The organism is Rhizorhapis sp. SPR117, assembly GCF_021742065.1.
On sequence record NZ_JAKKIE010000002.1, the window covers coordinates 26,627 to 45,635 of the forward strand.

Sequence of the window (19,009 nt, forward strand, 5' to 3'; positions counted from 1 at the left end):
TATCCTCCGGCAATGAGCGCGCGCCCTAGCATGCTCGTTGGTGCGGTGCAACAAATGCTGGCACGGCGTCATTGTTCCGCACCGGCTGTTCCATTTTCGGACGCTTGCGTGGAACGACCGCCCAGCGCACGGTCCAATATCGCCAGATTGCCTTCAACATCGGCGCGCCACTCGGCGTCGGCGGGCGCGCGGCCCAACAAGTCACGCCAGATTTTCTCCGCCTGTTGCGGCTGCCCGGACTGGGCCAGCGCCAAGCCAAAGAAATAGGATGGCGCAGGCTGTTCAGGCGCCAATGCCATTGCCTTGCGGAAGGCGAACTCAGCAGCGGGTGACAATATGCTGTTACCATGGATCATCAGCGCATTGCCCAGGCCAAGCCAAAGATTGGCATCATTCGGATATTGGCGCAGGCCGACTCGCAATACATTGGCGGCATCCGCGCTCTTGCCCTGCCGGTTCAGAGCGTCGGACAGGATCAGCCATTGCCCCGCCTGGCTGAAACGTTCGCCCATGACCTTGCGCAATTTTGCAACGTCTTCGTCAAATGCATTATCCTGCCTCGCAGCCTGTAACGGCGCACCTGCCTGCGATGGGCTGCCTTGCCAGGCATAGCCTGCAAGGCCAATAAGGAGGGCGGCGGCAACCAGTTCCCATGCCGCGCGTGGAGTCCGGCCAAGGCGGATGATGGCAGCGCCCGCCAGAACCGCGAATATAACAGCGATGATCCAGCCGTTCATGATTCGCCATTCCCTCGTTTATGCCGTTTGAACCGCCCACGCATCAGCCACAGACCAACCGCGACAAGGATGATGGGCGCGCCCCATAGCGGCCAGGTCAATGGCTCCACCGGCGGCGCATAGGTCACCCACTCGCCATAGCGTTCAACCAGCCAATGGCGGATATCTTCGGGTTTTTCCCCCGCCAATATACGCATACGGATCTGCGAGCGCATGTCTCCTGCCATGCTGGCATCGCTGTCCGCGATCGACTGGCTTTGGCAGACAAGGCAGCGAATGGTTTCCATCAGCGATTTCGCCTCCGTCTCCAGCCTGGGGTCGTCGAGCTGTCGGTCGGCATAGGGTGCGGGCGGCAGCGCCGTCTGCGCGGCAAGCGGCATTGCGATCAGGGCGCAAAGCAGCGCCAGAACATATTTCATAGCGCCTCCCGCAACTTGCCGAGCAGCATCGGCACATCCTCTTCACGAATTTCGCCGATATGCTGGTATGTGATGATCCCCTTGCCGTTGACGACAAAAGTCTCAGGTACACCCGCTGACCCAAGCGCGATCTGCACGCTGCTGTCCACATCCGAACCGATGCGGGCATAGGGATTGCCCCAGCGGGCAAGGAAACGGTCAAGGTCCTCCCGACTGTCGCGGATGGCGATGGCGTCAATCGGGGCGCCCGCCTGCTTCAATGCCGCAAGCTGCGGCGCTTCGGCGGCGCAGGGCACACACCAGCTGGCGAAGATATTGAGGAGGCGCGGCTGCCCCTTCTGAAATTCCGTACTGGCCAGACCCGCGCGTTCGGGAACGGCAGCAGGCAGTGCGAAGACCGGAAGCGGTTTGCCGATCAAACGCGATTGAATCGTCTTGTCGGTGGGCTTGATGATGCCCGACAGCACGACTGCAAAGAACAAGCCGAACAGCGCAAGCGGCACCCATAGCAGCAGATGCTTCATGCATAGGCCTTTCGGAACGCCGCCACCCAGGAGCGCCGCACACGCCCGACCAGCGCCAGCGCGCCACCTAAAGCGATCATGATGCCGCCTGCCCAGATCAGCACCACAAAGGGCTTCCACCAGATCCGCAATTGCCAGCGACCCGGGTCCACCTGCTCCCCCAGCACGACGTAAAGCTGCCCATCCCAGCGGGTGAGAATGGCCGACTCGTTCGTCGGCGTTGGTGGCGATGAGAAAAAGCGCGCCTGCGGCTTCATTTCGACCGGCCCGGCATTGCCGCGACTGGCCAGAAGCACACCCTCCAGCGCCGTCCAATTAGGGCCTGCAATTGGCGAGACGCTGTCGAATTTTACTGTCCAGTCGGCAATCTGAACACTATCGCCGGGGCGAGCAGCGATCAGCTTTTCCTGATTGAACGCGCTTTCCGATGCCATGCCAGCCACACTGACCGCCGCGCCCAGATGCGCGATCACCATGCCATATGTGAACAGGGGCGTGCGGCGAAGGTTCCGCTTCCACAACGGCGCGACACTGGCGACACCAACACCAAAGGCTAACGTAAGGCCCAGCAGCGGCAAGATACCAATGCGTCCGGCGAACAGGATCAGGATCGCGGCCAGCGCGACGACCGTCACAATGACCGGAATAGCGAGCCGCTTGCCCACCACCATGATGCGGTCCTTTTGCCAGCGCGTTACGGGGCCAGCGGCCATGACGACCATCAGCATCAACGCCAATGGTCCCGCCGCGCTGTTGAAATAGGGCGGCCCGACCGACAATTTCTCGCCCGTCACCGCCTCGACCGCCAGCGGATAAAGCGTACCGACCAGCACGACGCCCAAAATGGCGGAAAAGAGTAAATTATTGACGACCAGCGCGCCTTCACGGCTTACCGCTTCAAACTGTTTGCCTTCTCGCACCGAACCAATGCGCAAGGCGAACAATGCCAGTGCGCCGCCGATGTAAAGCGTGAGCAGTGCCAGGATGAAGCTGCCGCGTTCCGGATCGACGGCAAAGGCATGAACGCTGGTCAGGATGCCCGAACGGACCAGAAAAGTGCCGACCATCGACATCGAAAACGCCACCACCGCCAGCATGACTGTCCAGGCGCGCAAGCCATCGCGCGTCGCCAGTACCGTCACACTGTGCAGCAGCGCGGTTGCCGCCAGCCAGGGCATCAGTGAAGCATTTTCGACCGGGTCCCAGAACCACCAGCCACCCCAGCCAAGCTCGTAATAGGCCCAGTAGCTGCCCGCCGTGATGCCCAATGTCAGGAATATCCATGCCGCCAGCACCCATGGCCGCATCGCGCGGGCAAAGGCCGAATCGACATTGCGCGTTATCAGCGCGCCGACGGCAAAGGAAAAGGCCACGGAAAGCCCGACATAACCGAAATATAACGTCGGTGGGTGAAAGGCGAGCCCCGGGTCCTGCAACAGCGGATTAAGCCCTTGCCCATCCTGCGCCGGCGGATTCAAACGCTCGAACGGGTTGGACGAAAACAGCAGAAAGGCATAAAAACCAAGGCTGATGACCGCCTGCGCGCCCAATGTCGCCATATGGGTATCGCGCCGCAAACTGCGTTCGAACAACGCCACCGCGCCGCCTGCCAAGCCCATGACCGTGACCCAAAGCAGCATCGATCCTTCGTGATTGCCCCATGTTCCGGCGATTTTATACAACATGGGTTTCAGCGAATGACTGTTCATCATCACCAGCTTGACCGACATGTCGGATCGCACGAACAGCATGATGAGCAAGGCAAAGGCGAGAGCGCAGAGCAGCCCCTGCACCACCGCGACCGGGCGAACCGCAGACAGCAGTTCATCCTTGCGCGCCGAAACACCCGCCCAGACAAGGGCAAATTGCAATGCCGCCAGCGCGGCGGCCAGCCACAATGCGGCAAGACCGGCTTCAGCGATCATTGTGTCACGGCCTCCACCTCATGCGTCGTTTCGTTATATTTCATGCCTTCCAGTTCACGCGGCATGTACCGTTCGTCATGCTTGGCGAGCAAATTGGTCGCAACAAACACGCCTTTGGTATCGAACGCGCCCTCGGCAATCACGCCCGATCCCTCTTTGAACAGGTCCGGTGCAATGCCGTTGAACGTGGCGGGGACGGTCGCTTTGCCATCGGTCACGTCAAACCGGATCGTAACCCCATCGGCCAGACGTTTCAGGCTGCCCTCGACGACCATGCCGCCCAGACGGACCGCCTTGCCCGGCTCGACACCCCTGGTCTTCACATCGTTGGGCGCGTAGAAATAGGCGGCTTCATCACGCAAGGCAGACGCAGCGAGCAAACCCGCACCGACCAGCGCCGCCAGTGCCACAAGAACGAGGATCAATCGTTGATGCTTCGCCTTCATTGCCATCTCCTCACCGTTCCCGCGTGAGTTCGGCCGCACGGCGTTCCGCACGACGCATCGAGACATAGGCCCACACGCACAGGCCAGCCGTCCCTGCAAAGGTCAATGCGTAGGCCGCAATAATATATGGCCAGTGGTTCATGTCGCTTACCCCCGCGCCAGCCTTTGCAGCCGCGCCTCCACCTTGGTTTGCGCCAGCAAAGCCCGCATCCGCATCAACACGACAGCACCGAACAGAAAACTGAAGCCCAGAACCGTGAAACCGAGCGGCCACAGCATTGAGCTGTCGATGGTCGAGCCCTTCAAGGTAATACTGGGTCCTTGATGCAGGCTGTTCCACCACACCACCGAGCGGTTGATGATCGGCAGGTTGATCGCCCCGACCAGGCCGAAAACAGCGGTCACCCGGCTGACGCCGCCGCGCCCGCCCGCGTCGTTGGCGCTGCTCGCATTGGCAAGCGCGATATAGCCCAGATAAAGAAACAGCAACACCAGCATGCTGGTCATCCGCCCGTCCCATTCCCACCATGTGCCCCAGGTTGGACGCCCCCATATCGATCCGGTGACAAGGCAGATGGCAGTAAATACCGCGCCCGGCACCGCAATGGCCCGCGCGGCGATTCCCGCCAGTGGATGCCGCCAGACGATCTGCATCAGGCTGGCAATGGCAAGGCCTGCCCAACCGCCCATGCCCAGCCATGCGGCGGGGACGTGAATATAAAGAATTCTCACGCTCTCGCCCTGTAAATAGTCGGCTGGCGTATAGAAAAGGCCTGCTCCCATGCCGATCAGGAGCAACAGCAAGCCGCCCCAGAAAAACCAGGGGGTCAATGGCCGGGCAATCGACAAAAACCGGGTAGGATTGGCAAAAACGTGCATGTTCGGCATGCTCTTTAGCGATGCGTTCGCCGCAAAGCCAGTGGACTTTACCGCAATCCGGATCGACGTACAGAAAACGCCTCTCTTGCACCTTGATCCCAAATCCCCCATATGGCCCGCGGGAGTCGGGCGGACGCGGTACTCGCCAACCTGGTCAGGTCCTGACGGAAGCAGCCACAACGAATTCGCCGCGGGTCGTTCCGGCTCCTACCTCCCCCACAGGTACCCCACTTAGCCCGCTCCAGTGGGAGAGGATAGGAAGGCTTGGCAGCTCGCTGCCTAGCCGCACTTGGTGTGGGGTTCCGCCCGACTGGCAGGTGAGATCCCCTCTCCAAAAGGAGAGGGCAGGAAAGGTGCCGCAACCCTTCGACAAGCTGCCATCGAATAGATACAACCGCACCATGACCGATTCCCCTCAGCCCTATCGCGTGCTCGCGCGCAAATACCGGCCGCAGAACTTTTCGCAGCTGATCGGGCAGGATGCGATGGTGCAGACGCTGGGCAATGCGATCAAACGCGACCGTCTGGCCCATGCTTTTCTGATGACGGGCGTGCGCGGTGTCGGCAAGACATCGACCGCTCGCCTGATCGCGAAGGCGCTGAATTGCGTGGGACCGGATGGAACCGGCGGGCCGACGATCGACCCTTGCGGCGTATGCGAACCGTGCAAGGCGATTGCCGAGGGCCGGCATATCGACGTAATCGAAATGGATGCCGCCTCCAACACCGGCGTCGATGACGTCCGCGAAATCATTGAGGCGGTGCGCTATTCGGCGGTGTCGGCGCGCTACAAGGTCTACATCATCGACGAAGTTCACATGCTGACCAAGAATGCTTTCAATGCATTGTTGAAAACGCTGGAAGAACCACCCCCGCATATCAAATTCCTGTTCGCCACCACCGAAGTGAACAAGGTGCCGGTAACGGTGCTTTCCCGCTGCCAGCGATTCGATCTGCGGCGCATCCCGGCTGAAAAGCTGGCCGCGCATTTTGCAGATGTCGCTGGTCAGGAAGGCATCACGGCAGAAGAAGAAGCGCTGACGTTGATCGCGCTGGCCGCCGAAGGATCGGTGCGCGACGGCCTTTCGATCCTCGATCAGGCCATCGCCCATGCAGATATGGAGGGCGATTCCAGCGTGACGGCGGCGCAGGTGCGCGACATGCTCGGCTTGTCCGACAGGGGCGCGGTACGGCGGCTGTTCGGACAAATATTGGAAGGCAATGCCTCCCAATTGCTCGCCTCCGTCCATGAACAGCATATGCTGGGCGTCGAACCGCTGGCGCTGATGCGGGGGCTGTTGGAAGTATGTCACGCCGTTACCGTGGCCAAGGTTGGGCGCGGGGGCGATGATCCAATGAAATCGGCCGAAGAACGCACCATACTGGCCGATTGGGCCAGTCAGATGGGTTTTGCTTCGCTGCATCGGCTTTGGCAGCTTCTGCTCAAGGGTCATGACGAAGTGGCCAACGCCGCCATGCCTATAGAAGCTTGCGAAATGGCGCTGCTGCGTACCGTTCACGCCGCCAGCCTTCCCGACCCCGGCGAACTGGCACGCTTGCTGAAGGAAGGAGGCAACCTGCCCATCCAGTCTGCAGGAAAGCCTTCGGAAAGCGCAGCCCCCTTTGCCGAACCCTCGCTGCCACTGGCGCAGGCAACGCCATCGCCGCAAAGCAATGCGTCGGAAAGCAGCGCGCCGCAAAGCAGCGCACCGGAAAGCTTCCGCGCCCTGATCGACATGCTATGGGACAGGGGCAAGCCGCATCTGGCGCAACAGATGCATGATTATATCGGCCTTGTGCGCTATGCTCCGCCCGAATTGGTGATCCGCCCCGTGCAGCCCTTGTCTGCCGAATTCAACCGGGATACGGCGAACGTGCTCAAGAGTTTGACCGGCATGAACTGGCGGGTCGTGACGGGTGATGGCCCTGCTGAACCCAGCCTGCTGGAACAGGAACAGGCGGCAGAAGTCCAGACGCGGCAGGAAATTCTGGATACCCCGGTCGTGAAAGCGGCCATGGCGGCCTTCCCGGACGCGGAATTGCTGCCGATCGATGAAAAAGACGAATGGAGTGCGACAGCATGAAGGATCTCGACGAAATTCTGGGTATGGCGAAAAATGTCCAGGCCGAACTTGAAAAGGCGCAGGCCAATCTGGACAAGATGGAGGTTGAGGGCGTGTCGGGCGGCGGCCTCGTCCGCGTGCGTGCGACGGCCAAGGGCAGCATCACCGGCGTAGCCATTGACGACAGCTTGATGCAACCTTCCGAAAAGCAGATGCTTGAAGATCTGGTCGCAGCCGCCTTCAACGATGCGCGGACAAAGGCGGATCAGGTCAGCCAGCAGGAAATGAGCAAAATGACGTCGGGCATCCCCCTGCCGCCTGGTTTCAAGCTACCCTTTTGAACGCCATGGCCCACCGGGGTGCGATGATTGCTTCGCCAGCAAGCGACCAGCTATTATTGATATGTTCAAGGTCTATCCCATATTGAACAAAATACGGATGCATGCTGCATCCTTTCCGGAGTATCTATGACCCAATCCTACCCCTTGTTGCCGCTACGCGACATTGTTGTTTTCCCGCAGATGATCGTTCCCCTCTTTGTCGGTCGCGACAAGAGCGTCGTCGCGCTGGAAAAGGCGATGGAAGCCGACAAGGATATTTTCCTGGTTGCGCAACTTGATCCGGCTGAGGACGATCCCGATCGGGATGCACTCTATGATCTGGGCGTTGTCGCCACGGTGCTGCAACTGTTGAAGCTGCCCGATGGCACCGTGCGCGTGCTGGTCGAGGGCAAGCAGCGTGCGAGCCTTGAAAAACTGACGGTGGAAGAGGGCTATGTCGTTGCCGACGTGACCCTGATGGAAGAAAAGACCGCAGAAGGTCCGGAAGCCACCGCGCTGATGCGCTCGGTCATCGAACAGTTTGAAAATTATGCAAAGCTCAACAAGAAGCTGCCCGCCGAAACGCCGGTGCAGTTGAGCGAAATCGACGATCCCGCCCGCCTGGCCGATGCGGTTGCCGCCAACATCAATGTGAAAGTTGCCGACAAGCAGTCGCTGCTGATGGAGGCCGATCCGGTCAAGCGGCTCGAAATGATCTTCGCCTTCATGGAGGGCGAACTGGGTGTATTGCAGGTTGAGCGCAAGATTCGCGGCCGCGTGAAGCGCCAGATGGAAAAGACCCAGCGCGAATATTACCTCAATGAACAGCTCAAGGCTATTCAGCGCGAACTAGGGAACGAGGGCGAGGAAGGCGGCGATGAACTTGCCGAACTGACCACGAAAATCGCCAAGCTGAAACTCAGCAAGGAAGCCCGCGCCAAGGCGACAGCGGAGCTGAAAAAGCTGAAATCCATGCAGCCCATGTCGGCCGAAGCAACTGTCGTGCGTAACTATCTCGACGTGCTGCTTGGCCTCCCCTGGGGCCGCAAGTCAAAGCTCAAGAAAGATCTGAAGGTCGCGCAGGAAGTGCTCGACGCAGATCATTTCGCGCTGGAAAAGGTCAAAGACCGGATCATCGAATATCTGGCGGTGCAAGCGCGCACCAACAAGCTGAAGGGGCCGATCCTGTGCCTTGTCGGCCCTCCCGGCGTTGGCAAGACCTCGCTAGGCCGTTCGATTGCGCGCGCAACCGGACGCGAATTCGTGCGTCAATCGCTTGGCGGTGTGCGCGACGAAGCGGAAATCAGGGGACACCGGCGTACCTATATCGGGTCGCTGCCCGGCAAGATCGTCACCAATCTGAAAAAGGCCGGGACGTCCAACCCGCTGTTCCTGCTCGATGAAATCGACAAGCTGGGCCAGGATTTCCGGGGCGATCCCGCGTCCGCGCTTCTTGAAGTGCTGGACCCTGAACAGAATAACAAGTTCCAGGACCATTATCTGGAAATCGACATAGATCTGTCTGACGTCATGTTCGTGACGACGGCCAATTCGCTCAATCTGCCGCAGGCGCTGCTCGATCGCATGGAGATCATCCGCCTCGAAGGCTATACCGAGGATGAAAAGGTCCAGATCGCCGAACGTCACCTGCTGCCCAAGCAGATCGAAATGCACGGCCTGAAGGACAAGGAATTCGCGGTCACCGAAGACGCCGTACGCGACCTTATCCGCTATTATACGCGCGAAGCCGGCGTCCGCACGCTGGAACGCGAACTGGCGCGTCTGGCACGCAAGGCCCTGCGCAAGATTTTGGAAGGCGAAATCAAGACGGCGACCATCACGCCGGAAAACCTCGCCTCCTATGCGGGCGTGCGCAAATTCCGGCATGGAGTGGGCGAAGAAGAAAATCAGATCGGCGCCGTAACCGGCCTTGCCTGGACCGAAGTCGGCGGCGAATTGCTGACCATCGAGTCGGTCACTGTACCGGGCAAGGGTCAGATCAGGACCACCGGCAAACTGGGTGATGTCATGACCGAGTCGATTCAGGCCGCTTTCTCCTATGTGAAGGCGCGCTCGCCCGGCTATGGTATCAAACCGAGCATTTATAATCGCAAGGACATCCACATCCATCTGCCCGAAGGCGCCGTGCCAAAGGATGGTCCATCGGCGGGTGTCGGCATGGTGACGTCGATCGTTTCCACGCTGACTGGCATTCCGGTGCGCAAGGATGTGGCGATGACCGGCGAAGTGACGCTGCGCGGACGGGTGCTGCCTATTGGCGGCCTGAAGGAAAAGCTGCTCGCGGCACTTCGCGGCGGCATCAAGACCGTGCTGATCCCGCAGGAAAATGAAAAGGATCTCGCCGAGATTCCCTCCAATGTGAAAGAAGGGCTGGAAATCATCCCCGTCTCCCATGTCGATGAGGTGCTTGCCCGGGCGCTGACCACCCCATTAAGCCCTATCGACTGGACTGAAGCGGACGATCTGGCGGCCCAGCCGGGGGCCTCTGTTCATGGCGAATCCGATGCTGCAGTGCGGCATTAATGGCCAATTTATACAATTTTCGTTTCGTTAAGCATTAGATCGCGCTTTTTGGCTGTTTTTTCGTCGCTTTCCCTTTGACAGACGCCAATTGATTCGCCTTTATGTGCGCCCTAACGCCGCGATTCCTATCAACATTGAAAACAAGGGGGTTCCCAAGGCATGAACAAGCAAGATCTCATCGGTGCAGTTGCTGACAGCAGCGGTCTGACCAAAAGCGATGCAAGCAAAGCAGTAGAAGGTGTATTTGAAGCCATTACCGGTTCTCTGAAAAAAGGCGACGAAGTCCGCTTGGTCGGCTTCGGGACGTTTTCGGTCACAAAGCGCAAGGCTTCGACAGGCCGCAATCCGCGCACTGGCGAACCGATGACGATCAAGGCGTCGTCACAGCCCAAGTTCAAGGCCGGCAAGGGCCTGAAAGACTCGGTTAACTGATCATATCGGCGCCTCCATCCGGGGGGCGCCTTTTTCCATGGCTTCGCGGCCATCGTGGATTTCAGTTCGACTGTTTGCTGCAGAGCGAATCAAGAATTTTCTTCGCGAAACAAAAAGGCGTCGGCAATCGGCGCCTTTTTGCTGCATCTCTTTTTTCCGCGATACGCATACAGCGCTTGACGCTGGAGGGCTACGGACATTATGTGCCTGCTCCGCGTGCTTTTGCATGCCATGGCGATCGTAGCTCAGTTGGTTAGAGCGCTGGTTTGTGGTACCAGAGGTCGGGGGTTCAAGACCCCTCGGTCGCCCCATTTTCTCTTCGCCGCAGATTCAGGCTGGCAATTTTCACGGCAGAAGATTATTACTGCGCCTTGTAATTATATTACGAGAGACATGCCATCATGCCAACAGTTTGGGATTATCCCGATTTCGACGATCACGAAGGGGTACACCTGTTCCGTGACCCCGCGGCGGGCCTGACTGCGGTCATTGCGATCCATTCGACAGCACTCGGTCCGGCTGCGGGCGGCGTGCGTTTCTGGCATTATTCGGACAAGAGCGCGGCAATCACCGACGCACTGCGCCTGTCACGGGGCATGAGTTACAAGAACGCCATGGCCGACCTGCCCATGGGCGGCGGCAAGGGCGTAATCCTGGCTGGGGAAAACCGCGCCAAGACCCCCGAACTGCTGGCTGCATTTGCCCGGGCGGTCGAGTCGCTCCATGGCCGCTATGTCACGGCGCAAGATGTCGGCATGAGCGAGGACGACATGATCGCCCTGTCGCACAGCACGAAATATGTGTCTGGCCTTCCAGCAGGTGAAGGCGGTGCAGGCGGCGATCCGGGACCATCAACGGCCTATGGCGTGTTCCTGGGCGTCAAGGCGGCGGTCAAACATCGTCTTGGCGCAGACAGTACAAAGGACGTCCGCATTGCTATTCAGGGTTTGGGCAGCGTTGGCGGCGGGCTGGCAAGGCATCTGGCCAGTGAAGGCGCCCGCCTGACGATCGCTGACGTCAATGCTGATCGGGCCAAGGCTCTGGCCAGCGAATTGAACGCGACCGCCGTGCCAGCCGACGAAATCATGACGGTGGAGGCTGATGTGTTCAGTCCCAATGCGCTGGGCGCGATCCTGAACGAAGACAGCATCGACAGGCTGAAAGCTGGCATCGTCGCGGGCGGCGCGAACAATCAACTGGCCACTCGTGCGGACGGCAACCGCGTGCTGGCGCGCAGCATCCTCTATGCCCCCGATTATGTCATCAATGCAGGCGGCATCATCAACGTCGCCCTTGAATATCTGGGTCAGGGCGACCGGGCAGAGGTCAATAGCCGCATTGAAAGCATCCCCGCCAAGCTGACCGGCATCTGGCAGGAAAGCGAACGCACCGGCATTCCCGCATCCGATGTCGCCGACGCGATGGCGAAACAGAAGATCGGACGGGGCTGACCCGCTTCAAATCCCTTGCATATTATGGCTTTCCGCCGGAATACGCACCGTCAGGCTATCCAGCGTTTCATCCAGCATGATCTGACAGGACAGACGACTGGTGCGCGTTGCCCCGGCGGCAAGGTCCAGCATATCCTCTTCACTTTCGCTGGCGGGCGGTAATTTGGCAAAATCCGCCGCATCGACGATGACATGGCAGGTGGAACAGGCCATCTGTCCTTCGCACGTCCCCTCCAGCGGCTGACCATTGGCCTGCGCCACATCGAGCAGGCATTGTCCCGGCTGCGCATCGACGAACGCCTGGCTTTCACCATTTGCGCTGATGAACGTCACTCTGGTCACATGCCAATCCCTACTGCCGTGCGGCCGCCGCAATCATCAGCGCCGCTGCCTCTTCCAATTCATCCATAGTCGTATAGCGCCCAAATCCCAGCCGGATAGAGGAACGCGCTGCTTTCTCCGACAGGCCGAGTGCGCGCAACACATGGCTGGACCGACCCGACCCGCTGGCGCACGCGCTGCCCAGGGAAAAGGCGATATCGCGGCATTCCGACATCAATCGCGCCGCATCCAACCCTTCGCGCCGGATATTCAGATTGCCATGATAGCGATTCGCCGTCGAACCGTTGATCGTCCAGCCGGAAAACAACGCCATAGCGCGATCCCAAAGCGCTCCGACATGCACGGCATCCGCCTCAAACCGCTCCCGCATCATTGCGCCTGCAATACCAAAGCCGACGCACAGGGCCGGCGACAGCGTGCCCGATCGCATTCCCTGTTCCTGTCCGCCGCCATGGATGAGGGGCGGCAGTTCCAACCCTTCGCGCAACCACAAGGCTCCCACGCCCTTTGGCCCATAAATCTTGTGGCCGCTCAGCGTGACCATGTCGGCAATCGGCGGCAACGGCACACGGCCATAACCTTGAACCGCATCACATAGGAACAGCGCACCAGCCGCTTCGGCCATCTCGTAAATTGTGCCGACAGGTTGAATGACGCCGATTTCATTATTGACCAGCATGGCGGCGACCAAAGCTGTTCGGCTGTCGATCGCTGCCCGCGCCGCATCCGCATCGACCAGCCCATCCGGCCCCACCGGCAGTAATACAGGCTCAAAACCCTCGCTCTCCAGCGCCAGAACGGTATCGCGTACGGCGGCATGTTCGGTGTCGATGGTGACGATTTTCGTGCGTCCGGCATCGCGCGCGCGCATCATCCGCGCTCCACCCACCAGCCCCATATTGATCGCTTCGGTCGCGCCAGAGGTAAAGACCAAGCGCCCCCTGCCTCCCAGCAGTTCCAGCACTTGTCCGCGTGCCACCTCCACCGCCGCTGCCGCCATTCGGCCGGGCCGGTGAGCGCTGTGCGGATTGGCGAACTGGTCACGCAACCAGGGGGTCATGGCCTCGAACACTTCGGGCGCCAAAGGTGTCGTCGCCTGATAATCAAGGTAGATCGATCGACCCATCAGCGCCGGGCCCTTTCAAAAATAGCGGTCCAGACGCTCAGGAAGCGCTCCACATCGGCCTGGCTGGTCGTGGGACCAAAACTCACGCGTACCACCTCGCCCGCCGCCTTTGCGTCCCATCCCATGGCAGTCAGCACATGGCTCGCCTTGATCGTGCCCGACGAACAGGCGCTGCCCGCCGAAACGGAGATGCCCGCCATATCGAATTGAATAAGCTGGGCGGAAGCCGCTACGCCGGGCATACGGTAGCTGGCGATGGCGGGCGAACGCAAACTGTCCTTTGCCACCACCTCGCCGCCAGCCGCTTCGATTTCCCTATCCAGAAAGGCGCGTAAGCTACCCGCCTGATCCAGCCAATCCGGCTTGCAATCGAGCGCCGCAGCCATGGCCATGATGCCGGGCAAATTTTCCGTCCCCGCGCGATACCCCTGCTCCTGCCCGCCCGATGGATGGATCAATGTCAGGTCACGGATCAGCAACGCCCCTATCCCCGGCGGCCCACCGAATTTATGCGCGCTGATCGCAATCATGTCGGCATCCGGCAGGGGCAGCTTGCCTGCGGACTGGGCGCAATCGGCAAACAGGACGCCGCCCTGCACATGAATGGCCGCGCCAAGCTCTTCCAAAGGCTGAATGACGCCGGTTTCATTATTCACGTGCTGAATCGCAAACAAAGTCCCTTCGGCGCAACCACGGATCGGCAGGCGTACAATCCCGTCTGCGCCAACCTCTAGCCGTTCGGCTTCCTTCGTTGCCCGCAACACCGCATCATGTTCCACCGGCGATGTCGTGATTCGCGCCGCTTTCGTCCGGCCGAGCCCGATGGCAATAGCCTCGCTTGCTCCCGACGTGAATATCACATGGTCTTTCCAACCCAACGCGGCAGCGATGCGACTCCGCGCCTCCTCCAGCGCCGCACGGGCCGCACGGCCATCGGCGTGGGGCGACGACGGGTTGGGCCACAACGCGCGCAGCATCGCTTCCCGCGCCTCTGCCAGAGCAGGCGTGGTAGCGGCATGATCAAGGTAAAGGCGCTCGGCCAAAAGGAAATGACTCATTTTATTGCGAAAACCGTTCCGCTTTCTATATAGACACTCAATCCCGCCGCGCACCCCCGAAAGCTTTTTGCCCGAGGACGGAGCGCGACACAGCTATTTGCCAGTAAGGTCCCATGCCAGCAGTCATTTTTCCAGGTCCTGAAGGCCGTCTCGAAGGTCGTTTCAGCCCCGCACCCCGTCCCCGTGCACCAGTCGCCATGATTCTGCACCCCCATCCCCAGGGCGGCGGCACGATGAACGACCGCATCACCCAGGCGCTATACAAGACATTCCAGCGCCGGGGCTTTGCCACATTGCGTTTCAACTTCCGCGGCGTCGGGCGCAGCCAGGGCACCTTTGACAATGGCGTGGGCGAATTGTCGGACGCTGCCTCCGCGCTCGACTGGGTGCAGAGTTTTCACCCCGAAGCACAAACTACATGGATCGCGGGCTTCAGCTTTGGTGCCTGGATCGGCATGCAATTATTGATGCGTCGCCCGGAAATTCGCGGTTTCATCTCCGTCGCACCGCCTGCAAACATGTATGATTTCACCTTCCTTGCGCCCTGCCCCTCCTCCGGCATCATCGTCCAGGGTGCAGCGGACGAAGTCGTATCGCCCGGCGCAGTGCAAAAGCTGGTCGACAAGCTGCGCACGCAAAAGCACATCACCATCCACCACGACGAAATCCCGCGCGCCAACCATTTCTTTGAACATGAGCTCGAACAACTCATGAAGTCGGTGGACAATTATCTGGACATGCGACTGGCCCCGGATTCACCGATCAAGTAGATTGGGCGTTTCTTCACCCGTCATCCCAGCGCAGGCTGGGATCCATGTCTATATCCTTTTGAAAGGCAACTCTTGTGGATCAAGAGACGGATCCCAGCCTGCGCTGGGATGACGGATTATGATTAGCGAAGGTCCGCTCCAATCTCTCCGCTCACCCGCCCTTTATCGGCACCAGCCAGATCACGACATTGGCGAACATGACCAGCGCGGCAATCAGCATCAACAGGCCCCGCTTGGCATCCCGGCGCTTGATCAGCATCCAGCCGCCGCCGGCGAACAGCATCAGGCCCGCCAGCATGATGATCGATAGTACAAGGTCGCTCACTCAAATCCTCCGTCACATCCGCGGATAGGCGTGCTTGGCCGGTCGAAGCAATATATATTGCGCAAATATGACGTCGCGCCGCAATGGGTGGTGGTCTTTCTCCGCCACTGATATTATGAGCCGCGCGAGACCGACTCTCCAGGCAAGAACAGGATCCGCCAAGCCATGCGTATCGCCATCGCCTCCGACCATGCCGCCATCGACATGAAAACTGCGCTTGTCCAGTGGATGACAGAACAAGGCCATGACGTGACCGATCTTGGTCCCGATGGCATCGCTAGCGTCGATTATCCCGATTACGGCTATAAACTCGCCAAGGCCATAGCAGACGGGCAAGCGGACCGGGGGGTCGCATTGTGCGGTTCCGGCATTGGCATTTCCATCGCGGTCAACCGCAACCCGGCCTGCCGCTGCGCCCTTGTATCGGAACCATATTCGGCCACGCTGGCGCGCGAACATAATGACGCCAATGTCATCGCCATGGGTGCGCGCCTTGTCGGCATCGAAATGGCCAAGGCGTGCCTTGCTGCTTTTTTTACGACCGGCTTTGGCGGCGACCGCCATCAACGCCGTGTCGACAAGCTTTCTCATCCAGCGCTCTGATCCGGAAAGGACCTATTTGATGAGCACCGCCACACTCGCCACCCCCGCCAACGACATCCGCCCGGATGGCTTCTTTTCCCGCACAATTGCGCAGAGCGACCCGGCCGTGGCGGCCGCGATCAGCCAGGAACTGGAGCGTGAAAAGCATCAGATCGAACTGATTGCGTCTGAAAATATCGTGTCAAAGGCGGTGCTGGAGGCACAAGGCTCCGTCCTCACCAACAAATATGCCGAAGGCTATCCCGGCAAGCGCTATTATCAGGGTTGCGCCCCCTCGGACGAGGTCGAACAGCTCGCCATCGACCGGGCCAAACAGCTTTTCAACTGCAACTTCGCCAATGTGCAGCCGCATTCGGGCGCGCAGGCCAATGGCGCCGTGATGCTGGCGCTTACCAAGCCCGGCGACACCATCATGGGCCTGTCTCTTGATGCCGGTGGTCACCTGACGCACGGCGCAAAGCCCGCAATGTCGGGCAAATGGTTCAACGCCGTGCAATATGGCGTCGATGTCGATTCGCATGTCATCGACTATGACGTGGTTGAAAAGCTGGCGAAGGAATGCCGTCCGACGCTCATCATCGCAGGCGGTTCGGCCTATCCCCGCCATATCGACTTTGCTCGTTTCCGGGCAATTGCCGATGAAGTAGGGGCACTGTTCATGGTCGACATGGCGCATTTTGCGGGTCTTGTCGCTGGCGGTTGCCACCCGACGCCTTTCGGCCATGCCCATGTCGTCACCACCACCACCCACAAGACCCTGCGCGGTCCGCGCGGTGGCATGGTGCTGACCGATGACGAAGCCATTGCTAAAAAGATCAACTCGGCGGTGTTCCCCGGCCTTCAGGGCGGCCCGCTGATGCACGTCATCGCCGCCAAGGCCGTCGCATTCGGCGAAGCGCTGCAACCTGAATTCAAAACCTATGCACGGGCCGTCATCGCCAATGCGCAGGCGCTCGCGGCCCGGCTCAAGGATCGCGGCTCCGACATCGTTTCCGGCGGCACGGACACCCACCTCGCCCTCGTCGACCTGCGCCCGCTCGGTATCACCGGCAAGGACGCGGACGAGGCGCTGGAACGTTCGTCGATCACCTGCAACAAGAATGGCGTACCCGGCGACCCTCTGCCGCCGACTAAAACCAGCGGCATCCGCGTCGGTTCACCCGCTGGCACCACGCGCGGCTTTGGCGTTGCCGAGTTTCAGCAGATCGGCGACATGATCGCTGATGTGCTCGACGGGTTGCGTGACAAGGGCGATACGGGCGATCCCAAAGTGGAAGCAGACGTCAAAACCCGCGTCCGCGCCCTGTGCGAACGCTTCCCCATCTACCCGGAGGGTTGATCCTTGCGCTGCCCCTTTTGCGGCCATGAGGATAGTCAGGTAAAGGACAGCCGTCCGACCGAAGACGGCGCGGCAATCCGCAGGCGGCGGCAATGCGAAGGGTGCGCCGCCCGCTTCACCACCTTCGAACGCATCCAGTTGCGTGAATTCTGGGTGACGAAAAGCGAAGGACGCCGTGAACCGTTCGACCGTGAAAAGCTGGCCCGTTCACTTGAAATCGCCTGCCGCAAACGCGCCATTGATCCGGTCCGCATTGAAAAGCTCGTATCCGGCATTCAGCGCCAACTTGAAACCGGCGGCGAAAGTGAAGTCCCCGCGCAACGTATCGGGGAAATGGTGATGAAGGGCCTCAAGGGCCTGGATAGCGTCGCCTACATCCGCTTCGCCAGCGTCTACAAGGATTTCCGCGAGGCCAAGGACTTTGAAGATTTCGCCGGATCGGTGAAAGAGGTTGGAGGTGAGTAGTGGAGCGCGCCTTATCCTCCGTTCGTGCGCCGCTTCGACAAGCTCAACGGCTACTCAGGGTAAACGGGATATAATTTCCCCACCCCCCATCATCGTTCTCGTGCGCCCGCAACTGGGCGAAAATATTGGCAAGGCCGCGCGCGCCATGCTGAATTTCGGCCTTACCGAAATGCGGCTTGTCACCCCCCGTGATGGCTGGCCCAATCCCGATGCAGGCCCGGCCGCGGCGGGCGCCGACATCGTGCTGGAACAGGCGCAGGTCTTTGCCAGCCTTGCCGACGCTGTCGCAGATTGCCCGCATATCTACGCCACCACGGTCCGCAAGCGCGGCGTGACCAAGCCGGTCGTGACGCCAGAGGAAGCCGCTCGCGAAATCCATACGCAATCAGGACGCAGCGCCATCGTCTTCGGCCCCGAACGCTCGGGACTTGAATCCGATGATGTCGCGGTCGCACGTAAGATCCTGACTGTCCCGATCAACCCCGAATTCGGATCGCTTAATCTCGCGCAGGCAGTCATCCTGTGCAGCTATGAATGGTCGAAGCATCAAGCCTTGGCCAGTCCGACGGTAACCGAATTTGACCCGCCCGCGCCGCAGGAAGAATTAGACGGATTTATCGGGACGCTGGAAACCATGCTGGACAAGGCAGGCTATTATTACCCGCCCGACCGCACCCCTGTTACCAAACGCACGCTGCGAACCTTGCTGACAAAACCTGCCTGGAACAGCAATGAAGTGCGGACATTGCGCGGCGTACTATCGGCGCTTGCCAATCCGCATGAGCGTTAGCGCCGGTCGAACGCATCCATCTCATAATCGATCGACGCTTCCACCAACTGTTCCCACAATTCTCCGACAAGCGCGTCGGGAACGCCCAACCGCACCGCCTCTGCCCGCGCGTTGGCGATCACTTCCGCCTTGCGCAGTTCATCACGCACCATCGCCCTGTCCGGCTTGATCCGCGCGGCGGCGCGCATATAGGCAAAGCGGCGGGCGAGCAGCATGATCAATTCCCGGTCCACCGCATCCACTCCGACGCGGACTTCGGCCATGGTCTGGCACTGTTCGGGGGCAATGAAGACATCGTCGGACATGGCGCCGCCTTACCATTTTCGGCGCCGCTGTCGAGCGCAAATGGCTTGACTCTGCCACCTGCCCCCGCCATAGGCACCCCTTCGCAATTGGCCCCGCACCCCGGTGAAGCGGTGGCCGCATTGGAGTTTTTCTCCAATGGTGCGGT

22 protein-coding genes, 1 tRNA gene and 1 other RNA gene are annotated in these 19,009 nt (G+C 60.2%); 12 read left to right on the top strand and 12 right to left on the bottom strand.

The genetic code is table 11. The features are described 5' to 3' along the window. Nucleotides 1-68: 68 nt before the first annotated feature. Genes L3X40_RS00960 through ccmC form a run of 7 tightly spaced genes read right to left on the bottom strand, consistent with a single transcriptional unit; the run spans nt 69 to nt 4,930 of the window. Nucleotides 69-737: a tetratricopeptide repeat protein gene (locus L3X40_RS00960; protein ID WP_237363903.1), complete on the bottom strand. Its 669-nt coding sequence runs from the start codon at nt 735-737 to the stop codon at nt 69-71. Then, a complete protein-coding gene (locus L3X40_RS00965; protein ID WP_237363905.1) occupies nt 734-1,156 on the bottom strand; it encodes a cytochrome c-type biogenesis protein in 423 nt (140 codons plus the stop codon). Before L3X40_RS00965 ends, L3X40_RS00960 begins: the two co-directional genes overlap by 4 nt. Then, nucleotides 1,153-1,680 carry a redoxin family protein gene (locus L3X40_RS00970; RefSeq protein WP_237363907.1) on the bottom strand — a complete coding sequence of 176 codons (528 nt, stop codon included), beginning with the start codon at nt 1,678-1,680 and terminating at the stop codon, nt 1,153-1,155. Before L3X40_RS00970 ends, L3X40_RS00965 begins: the two co-directional genes overlap by 4 nt. Beyond that, on the bottom strand, nt 1,677-3,605 hold the full coding sequence (locus L3X40_RS00975; RefSeq protein ID WP_237363908.1) for a heme lyase CcmF/NrfE family subunit: 1,929 nt from the start codon (nt 3,603-3,605) through the stop codon (nt 1,677-1,679). The genes L3X40_RS00970 and L3X40_RS00975 overlap by 4 nt, the downstream gene beginning before the upstream one ends. Next, nucleotides 3,602-4,051, bottom strand: coding sequence for a cytochrome c maturation protein CcmE (gene ccmE / locus L3X40_RS00980; protein WP_237363910.1), 450 nt, complete (start codon nt 4,049-4,051; stop codon nt 3,602-3,604). The genes L3X40_RS00975 and ccmE overlap by 4 nt, the downstream gene beginning before the upstream one ends. A gap of 10 nt (nt 4,052-4,061) precedes the next feature. Next, nucleotides 4,062-4,193, bottom strand: coding sequence for a heme exporter protein CcmD (locus L3X40_RS00985; RefSeq protein WP_237363911.1), 132 nt, complete (start codon nt 4,191-4,193; stop codon nt 4,062-4,064). A gap of 5 nt (nt 4,194-4,198) precedes the next feature. Next, a complete protein-coding gene (gene ccmC / locus L3X40_RS00990; RefSeq protein ID WP_237363913.1) occupies nt 4,199-4,930 on the bottom strand; it encodes a heme ABC transporter permease CcmC in 732 nt (243 codons plus the stop codon). 118 nt (nt 4,931-5,048) lie between these two features. Here ccmC and ffs point away from each other — a divergent pair. The 7 genes from ffs (at nt 5,049) to L3X40_RS01025 (ending at nt 11,740) form a co-directional block, all read left to right on the top strand. After that, nucleotides 5,049-5,144: signal recognition particle sRNA small type (ffs, locus tag L3X40_RS00995), an RNA gene on the top strand. Nucleotides 5,145-5,331: 187 nt separating this feature from the next. Continuing rightward, nucleotides 5,332-7,014 (top strand): DNA polymerase III subunit gamma/tau, encoded by a 1,683-nt coding sequence (locus L3X40_RS01000; RefSeq protein WP_237363915.1) that lies wholly within the window; start codon nt 5,332-5,334, stop codon nt 7,012-7,014. Further along, nucleotides 7,011-7,334: a YbaB/EbfC family nucleoid-associated protein gene (locus tag L3X40_RS01005; protein ID WP_237363917.1), complete on the top strand. Its 324-nt coding sequence runs from the start codon at nt 7,011-7,013 to the stop codon at nt 7,332-7,334. The genes L3X40_RS01000 and L3X40_RS01005 overlap by 4 nt, the downstream gene beginning before the upstream one ends. Nucleotides 7,335-7,460: 126 nt before the next feature. Continuing rightward, nucleotides 7,461-9,857: an endopeptidase La gene (gene lon, locus L3X40_RS01010; protein WP_237363918.1), complete on the top strand. Its 2,397-nt coding sequence runs from the start codon at nt 7,461-7,463 to the stop codon at nt 9,855-9,857. 159 nt (nt 9,858-10,016) lie between these two features. Then, entirely contained in the window at nt 10,017-10,289 is a 273-nt protein-coding gene (locus L3X40_RS01015) for an HU family DNA-binding protein (RefSeq protein ID WP_237363919.1), read from the top strand. A 234-nt stretch (nt 10,290-10,523) separates the two neighbouring features. After that, nucleotides 10,524-10,600 (top strand) — tRNA-His (locus L3X40_RS01020). Nucleotides 10,601-10,690: 90 nt separating this feature from the next. Continuing rightward, nucleotides 10,691-11,740, top strand: a complete 1,050-nt coding sequence (locus L3X40_RS01025; RefSeq protein ID WP_237363920.1) for a Leu/Phe/Val dehydrogenase — start codon at nt 10,691-10,693, stop codon at nt 11,738-11,740. A 6-nt stretch (nt 11,741-11,746) separates the two neighbouring features. Here the strand turns inward: L3X40_RS01025 and L3X40_RS01030 are convergent, their stop codons facing one another. From L3X40_RS01030 to L3X40_RS01040, 3 genes are read right to left on the bottom strand one after another with little or no spacing between them, the layout of a single operon-like run. Beyond that, nucleotides 11,747-12,082, bottom strand: coding sequence for a 2Fe-2S iron-sulfur cluster-binding protein (locus L3X40_RS01030; RefSeq protein WP_237363921.1), 336 nt, complete (start codon nt 12,080-12,082; stop codon nt 11,747-11,749). A 10-nt stretch (nt 12,083-12,092) separates the two neighbouring features. Next, a complete protein-coding gene (locus L3X40_RS01035; protein ID WP_237363922.1) occupies nt 12,093-13,208 on the bottom strand; it encodes a cysteine desulfurase family protein in 1,116 nt (371 codons plus the stop codon). Next, complete coding sequence (locus L3X40_RS01040) at nt 13,208-14,266, bottom strand: cysteine desulfurase family protein (RefSeq protein ID WP_237363923.1); 1,059 nt, start codon at nt 14,264-14,266, stop codon at nt 13,208-13,210. The genes L3X40_RS01035 and L3X40_RS01040 overlap by 1 nt, the downstream gene beginning before the upstream one ends. Before the next feature lie 113 nt (nt 14,267-14,379). Here L3X40_RS01040 and L3X40_RS01045 point away from each other — a divergent pair, with 113 nt between their 5' ends. After that, a complete protein-coding gene (locus tag L3X40_RS01045; protein ID WP_237363924.1) occupies nt 14,380-15,036 on the top strand; it encodes an alpha/beta hydrolase in 657 nt (218 codons plus the stop codon). Nucleotides 15,037-15,187: 151 nt separating this feature from the next. Here L3X40_RS01045 and L3X40_RS01050 read toward each other — a convergent pair whose 3' ends face one another. Next, nucleotides 15,188-15,361 carry an LPXTG cell wall anchor domain-containing protein gene (locus L3X40_RS01050; RefSeq protein ID WP_237363925.1) on the bottom strand — a complete coding sequence of 58 codons (174 nt, stop codon included), beginning with the start codon at nt 15,359-15,361 and terminating at the stop codon, nt 15,188-15,190. A gap of 165 nt (nt 15,362-15,526) precedes the next feature. Here L3X40_RS01050 and rpiB point away from each other — a divergent pair, with 165 nt between their 5' ends. The 4 genes from rpiB (at nt 15,527) to L3X40_RS01070 (ending at nt 18,558) form a co-directional block, all read left to right on the top strand. Continuing rightward, a complete protein-coding gene (gene rpiB / locus L3X40_RS01055; protein ID WP_237363927.1) occupies nt 15,527-15,964 on the top strand; it encodes a ribose 5-phosphate isomerase B in 438 nt (145 codons plus the stop codon). 19 nt (nt 15,965-15,983) lie between these two features. Continuing rightward, the gene (gene glyA, locus L3X40_RS01060; RefSeq protein WP_237363929.1) at nt 15,984-17,303 is read left to right on the top strand and encodes a serine hydroxymethyltransferase; all 1,320 of its coding nucleotides are present in this window, start codon (nt 15,984-15,986) and stop codon (nt 17,301-17,303) included. A 3-nt stretch (nt 17,304-17,306) separates the two neighbouring features. After that, the gene (gene nrdR, locus L3X40_RS01065; RefSeq protein ID WP_237363931.1) at nt 17,307-17,768 is read left to right on the top strand and encodes a transcriptional regulator NrdR; all 462 of its coding nucleotides are present in this window, start codon (nt 17,307-17,309) and stop codon (nt 17,766-17,768) included. Nucleotides 17,769-17,868: 100 nt separating this feature from the next. After that, nucleotides 17,869-18,558, top strand: a complete 690-nt coding sequence (locus L3X40_RS01070) for an RNA methyltransferase (RefSeq protein ID WP_237363932.1) — start codon at nt 17,869-17,871, stop codon at nt 18,556-18,558. Here L3X40_RS01070 and L3X40_RS01075 read toward each other — a convergent pair. Next, complete coding sequence (locus tag L3X40_RS01075; RefSeq protein WP_237363933.1) at nt 18,555-18,863, bottom strand: chorismate mutase; 309 nt, start codon at nt 18,861-18,863, stop codon at nt 18,555-18,557. The genes L3X40_RS01070 and L3X40_RS01075 overlap by 4 nt on opposite strands. Between the last annotated feature and the right edge of the window lie 146 nt (nt 18,864-19,009).